Origin of the sequence: Pengzhenrongella sp., assembly GCF_036565025.1 — a bacterium.
Lineage (GTDB): Bacteria > Actinomycetota > Actinomycetes > Actinomycetales > Cellulomonadaceae > Pengzhenrongella.
Map to the genome: position 1 here is coordinate 1 of NZ_DATCNW010000298.1, position 5015 is coordinate 5015.

Sequence of the window (5015 nt, forward strand, 5' to 3'; positions counted from 1 at the left end):
TCCGGTGACCGACCGGACCGTCCCGCGGGTGCATCTCGTCCCCCGTTCCGGTCCAACGACGCGGCGCGGACCGAGCGCCCGCGCTACGGCGACCGCAACGAAGGCACCGAGCGCACCGAGCGTCCCCGCACTGAGCGTCCGCGCACGGACGACCGCGGCGATCGTTCCTCGCGCCCGAACACCGGCGCGGGCCGTCCGGATCGCTCGGAGAGCCGTCAGCGGCCGTCCTACGACTCGGCGCCGTCGTACAACGCCTCCACCACGTCGTCCTACGACCCGGCGTCGTCGTACGCCGAGGCTCGCGGGGAGACGGGTACCAACGACCTGGCCGATGCCGCGGCGAACGCCGCCGCGCCCACCGAGCCCACCGAGCTGCCGCGCTGGGGTGCTCGCAACGAGAGCGACGCGCCTCCCAGCATGGAGCGGCCCCGGACGCGGGACTTCAAGGCGAGCGGTGACCGCACGCGGGTCGAGCGCCCGCGCACGCAGGACCGCACCGAGCCCGCCCGCACCCAGGACCGCACGGACCGGCCCGAGCGCCCGGACCGCACGGACCGCCCCGACCGTCCCCGCACGGACAGCTCGGACCGTCCCCGCTCGAGCGACCGCCCGGAGCGCTCCGATCGTCCCCGGACCTCCGACCGCCCGGACCGTTCGTCGCGTCCCTCCTCCGACCGGCCCTCGAGCTCCTCGAGCGACCGCCGTAGCAGCGGCGCGGCCGAGTCCCGTGGCAACTCCTCGAGCCCGCGCCCGGAGACGAGCACGGACGACCGCCGCCTGACCCGGTCCCCGGAGGCAGCCCGCGTGGTCGCTCCCGAGATCGATGAGGACGTCCAGTTCTCCGACCTCGACCGTGCGGTCCGCGCCCGCCTGCGCACCCTCAGCAAGGAGAACGCCGAGGGCGTCGGCCACCACCTCGTGATGGCCGGCCGCCTGCTCGACACCTTCCCCGAGCTGGCCTACGACCACGCCCAGGCGGCGGTCCGCCGTGCCGGGCGGGTCGACGTCGTGCGGGAGGCCGCCGGACTGGCCGCCTACCGCACGGGGCGCTTCGCCGAGGCCCTGCGCGAGCTGCGCACCGTCCGCCGGCTGAACGGCTCCTCGGAGCACCTCGCGATCATGGCCGACTGCGAGCGGGGCCTGGGACGTCCCGAGCGCGCACTCGCCCTGGCCGCGTCCGAGGAGGCCGCGACCCTCGAGGGTGCGCCCGCGATCGAGCTGGCCATCGTCGCGAGCGGGGCCCGCCTCGACCTCGGTGAGCCCGAGGCCGCGTTCGCGGTCCTCGCCGAGAATGCGCTCGCCAAGCTCGGTGACGTGACCGGCGTGCTCGCCGTGCGCGTCGCGCAGGCCCGGGCCGCCGCGCTCGAGGCGCTCGGCCGCCACGAGGACGCAGCCTCGTCGCTCGCCGGCTTCTCGGCGGCCGAGCTGTCCGAGGCTGCTGGGGAAGAGGCCGAGGGCGACGTCGTCGTCTTCGACCTCGACGAGGACGGCGCCGGCGACGGCGCTGACGAGCACCCGGCAGCGCCCGTCGTCGACGCGAAGTCCGACCAGGAAGATCGCGCATGAGTGGCCTGATCGCCTGCGAGGTCCCGCTCGCCGAGCGGTTCGACCTCGCGCTCGTCGACCTCGACGGCGTCGCGTACAAGGGCCACGAGCCCATTCACGGCGCCGCCGCGGGTCTGAAGGGCGCGCGGGAGCGCGGGATGCGCCTGGTGTTCGTCACCAACAACGCGTCCCGCGAGCCCGAGTCGGTCGCCGCGCAGCTCAGCGGGCTGGGTATCCCCGCCGATCCGGATGACGTGATGACCGCGGCGCAGGCCGCGGCCGGGGTCCTCGCGACCCGTCTGGCGCCGGGTGCCAAGGTGCTCGTCGTCGGGGGAGCGGGGCTCGTCACCGCGGTGAAGGCCGCAGGCTTCGTCGTGGTGACCTCCGCGGACGACAAGCCGGACGCCGTCGCGCAGGGCTTCGCGCCCGAGCTCGGCTGGACCCAGATCGCCGAGGCCGCGTACGCGGTGCAGCGCGGGTCCTGGCACGTCGCGAGCAACATGGACCTCAGCCTGCCGACCGCGCGCGGCATGGCCCCCGGCAACGGGGCGCTCGTCGCCGCGGTGCGGGCGGCGACCGGCGTGACGCCCGACAGCGCCGGCAAGCCGGCGCCCACGATGTTCCAGCTCGCGGTCAAGCGCGCCGACGCCGAGCGCCCGCTCGTCATCGGCGACCGGCTGGACACCGACCTCGCCGGCGCGCGCGCCGCGGGCTACCCCGGCCTGCACGTGCTCACCGGCGTGAACTCCGGGCGTGACGACGTGCTCGCGATCCCGGCCGAACGCCCGGACTTCATCGGCGCCGACCTGTACAGCCTGCTCGTCGCGCACCCCGCCCCCGAGGCGGCCGACGGCGGCTGGTGGGCCACCCGCGGGGCCGCCGCGCGCGTGCACGACGGCCGCCTCGAGCTGCACCACGCGGCCGACGACGCCGACGGGCGCCTGGACCTGCTCCGCTCGGCGTGCGCCGCGGCCTGGTCCGCGGTCGACGCCGGTCGCCGGCTCGCGGCCGACTCGGTCCCCGAGTTCCCGGTCGCTGGGACCTGATCCGCGCGGACGCCCGGTAGCGTGGGCAGCTGCCGGCACCATCGATCCGCATCACGGATCCGCCACGGACGAGGAGCACGCGTGCACGAGCACGTCCCGAGCACGATCGGGAACCACGACCCTGACAACCACGACGCTCACAACCACGACCCCGACGACGCCGTACCCACGGGCGACGCCGCGGTCGACGAGGCGCTCGCCCGCCTCGGCGAGCTTTCCCAGCAGCACGTTCGCGAGCACGTCGCCGCCTTCGACGCCGTGCACACCGCGTTGCAGGACCGCCTCGCGGACACCGAGGAGTAGCGCGGTGCCACAACGCGTACGACTGGACCTCGAACTGGTCCGCGAAGGGCTGGCCCGCTCGCGCCGCCACGCCGGTGAGCTGATCGGTGCCGGCCGGGTGAGCGTGGACGGCGCGACCGCCGTCAAGAGCGCGACCCCGTTCGAGGCCGGTCAGGTCCTCACCGTCGCGCAGGACCCGCACGCGGGCCCCGAGTACGCGTCGCGGGCCGGTCACAAGCTGGCCGGCGCGCTGGACGAGCTCGGCCTGCATGGCGCTGTCGGTCCGGGGATTAAGGGGCGGACCTGCCTCGACGCGGGCGCGTCCACCGGCGGGTTCACCGACGTGCTGCTCCGGCGCGGTGCCGCGCACGTCCACGCGGTCGACGTCGGGCACGACCAGCTCCTCCCGGCGCTGCGCGCGGACCCGCGGGTGACCGTCCGCGAGGGCGTCAACGTGCGCCACCTGAGCCCGGGGGACCTCGACCCGGCGCCCGGCCTCGTCGTCGGCGACCTCTCGTTCATCTCCCTCGCCCTCGTGCTGCCCGCGCTGGTGGGCGTCGCCGCGCCGGGCGCCGACCTGTTGCTGCTGGTCAAGCCGCAGTTCGAGGTCGGCCGCGAACGGCTCGGCTCGGGCGGCGTCGTGCGCAGCAACGCGCAGCGGGCCCAGGCCGTGATCGCCGTCGCGGAGGCCGCCGCCACGCTCGGCCTGCGCACCGCAGCGGTCGTGCCGAGCCCGCTGCCGGGCCCGAGCGGGAACGTCGAGTACTTCCTCTGGCTCGTCGGCGACCCCACCCGGACCGTGCCCGGCGGCGACCTCGAGGCCCTCGTCCAGCACGCCGTCAAAACCGGCCCCACCGGCGAGAGCACCGCCTGGACCAGCGGAGGAGTCGCATGAACCGCCGCGCACTGATCGTCACCCACCGCAGCCGCGAGGAGGCGGTCCAGGCGACCAACGAGGCCATCCGCGAGCTCGAGCGGGTCGGCTTCGAGATCGTGCACGACGCCGACGACGTCGACCTCACGGGCGTGGAGATCGCCGTCGTGCTGGGCGGCGACGGGACGATCCTGCGGGCCGCCGAGGTCACCCGCGGCACCGACATCCCGATCCTCGGGGTCAACCTCGGGCACGTCGGCTTCCTCGCCGAGAGCGAGCGCGAGGACATCCACGAGGCAGTCCGGCGCCTCGCGGCCCGCGACTACGAGGTCGAGGAGCGCACCACGCTCGACGTCTCCATCGCGGTGCCCGGGGAGTCCGAGCTGCGCACCGACTGGGCGCTCAACGAGGCCACCGTCGAGAAGGACGACCGGGCCCGGATGATCGAGGTGCTGATCGAGGTGGACGGCCGCCCGCTGTCCACGTTCGGCTGCGACGGCGTCGTGATGTCCACCGCCACCGGATCGACCGCGCACGCGTTCAGCGCCGGCGGGCCGGTGGTGTGGCCCGAGGTCGACGCGATGCTGCTCGTCCCGATCTCGGCGCACGCGCTGTTCGCCCGACCACTCGTGGTGGGCCCGGCGAGCGTGCTCGCGCTCGAGATCCTGCCGAAGACCGGCGCGATCGGCGTGCTGAGCTGTGACGGCCGGCGCTGCACGGCGATGCCGGCCGGCTCGCGCGTGGAGGTCCGGCGCAGCAACGTTCCGGTGCGCCTCGCCCGCCTCAGCCAGGCGCCGTTCACAGACCGGCTGGTGAGCAAGTTCTCGCTGCCGGTCGTCGGCTGGCGGGGCAGCCCCGCGGGCCTCATCGGCGCCGAGCCGGAGCCCGCACTGGCCATCGGCAACCCGATCGGCAACCCGATCGGCAGCCCCGCCGACCCGACCCGGGAGGGGTGAGGCGTGCTCGAGGAGATCCGGATCGAGAACCTCGGGGTCATCTCCCGCGCGCGCGTGAGCCTCGGCCCCGGCCTCACCGTGCTGACCGGCGAGACCGGCGCCGGCAAGACCATGGTGCTGACCGGCCTCGACCTGCTGCTCGGCGGCAAGGCCGACCCGGGCGCGGTCCGCACCGGGCAGGAAAGGGCCGCCGTCGAGGGCCGCGTCGCCGTCGCGGCCGGGTCCCCGGTCCGGGCCCGCGCCGAGGAGGCCGGCGCCGAACTGGACGACGACGGCTCGCTCGTCCTGCTGCGCACGGTCGCGGCCGAGGGC

Annotated in this window: 6 protein-coding genes; all 6 read left to right on the forward strand. The window is 75.4% G+C overall.

Features of this window, described 5'->3' with window-relative positions; translation table 11 throughout:
• A partial coding sequence (locus VIM26_RS17135; protein WP_331953362.1) for a hypothetical protein occupies nt 1–1566 on the forward strand: 1566 nt, incomplete at its 5' end.
• Entirely contained in the window at nt 1563–2591 is a 1029-nt protein-coding gene (locus VIM26_RS17140; RefSeq protein WP_331953364.1) for an HAD-IIA family hydrolase, read from the forward strand. The genes VIM26_RS17135 and VIM26_RS17140, both read left to right, overlap by 4 nt.
• Nucleotides 2592–2672: 81 nt before the next feature.
• Entirely contained in the window at nt 2673–2894 is a 222-nt protein-coding gene (locus tag VIM26_RS17145; protein ID WP_331953366.1) for a hypothetical protein, read from the forward strand.
• A gap of 4 nt (nt 2895–2898) precedes the next feature.
• Complete coding sequence (locus VIM26_RS17150) at nt 2899–3768, forward strand: TlyA family RNA methyltransferase (RefSeq protein ID WP_331953368.1); 870 nt, start codon at nt 2899–2901, stop codon at nt 3766–3768.
• Entirely contained in the window at nt 3765–4703 is a 939-nt protein-coding gene (locus VIM26_RS17155) for an NAD kinase (protein ID WP_331953370.1), read from the forward strand. The genes VIM26_RS17150 and VIM26_RS17155 overlap by 4 nt, the downstream gene beginning before the upstream one ends.
• A 3-nt stretch (nt 4704–4706) precedes the next feature.
• The coding region (locus tag VIM26_RS17160; protein ID WP_331953372.1) for an AAA family ATPase at nt 4707–5015 on the forward strand (309 nt) is incomplete at its 3' end.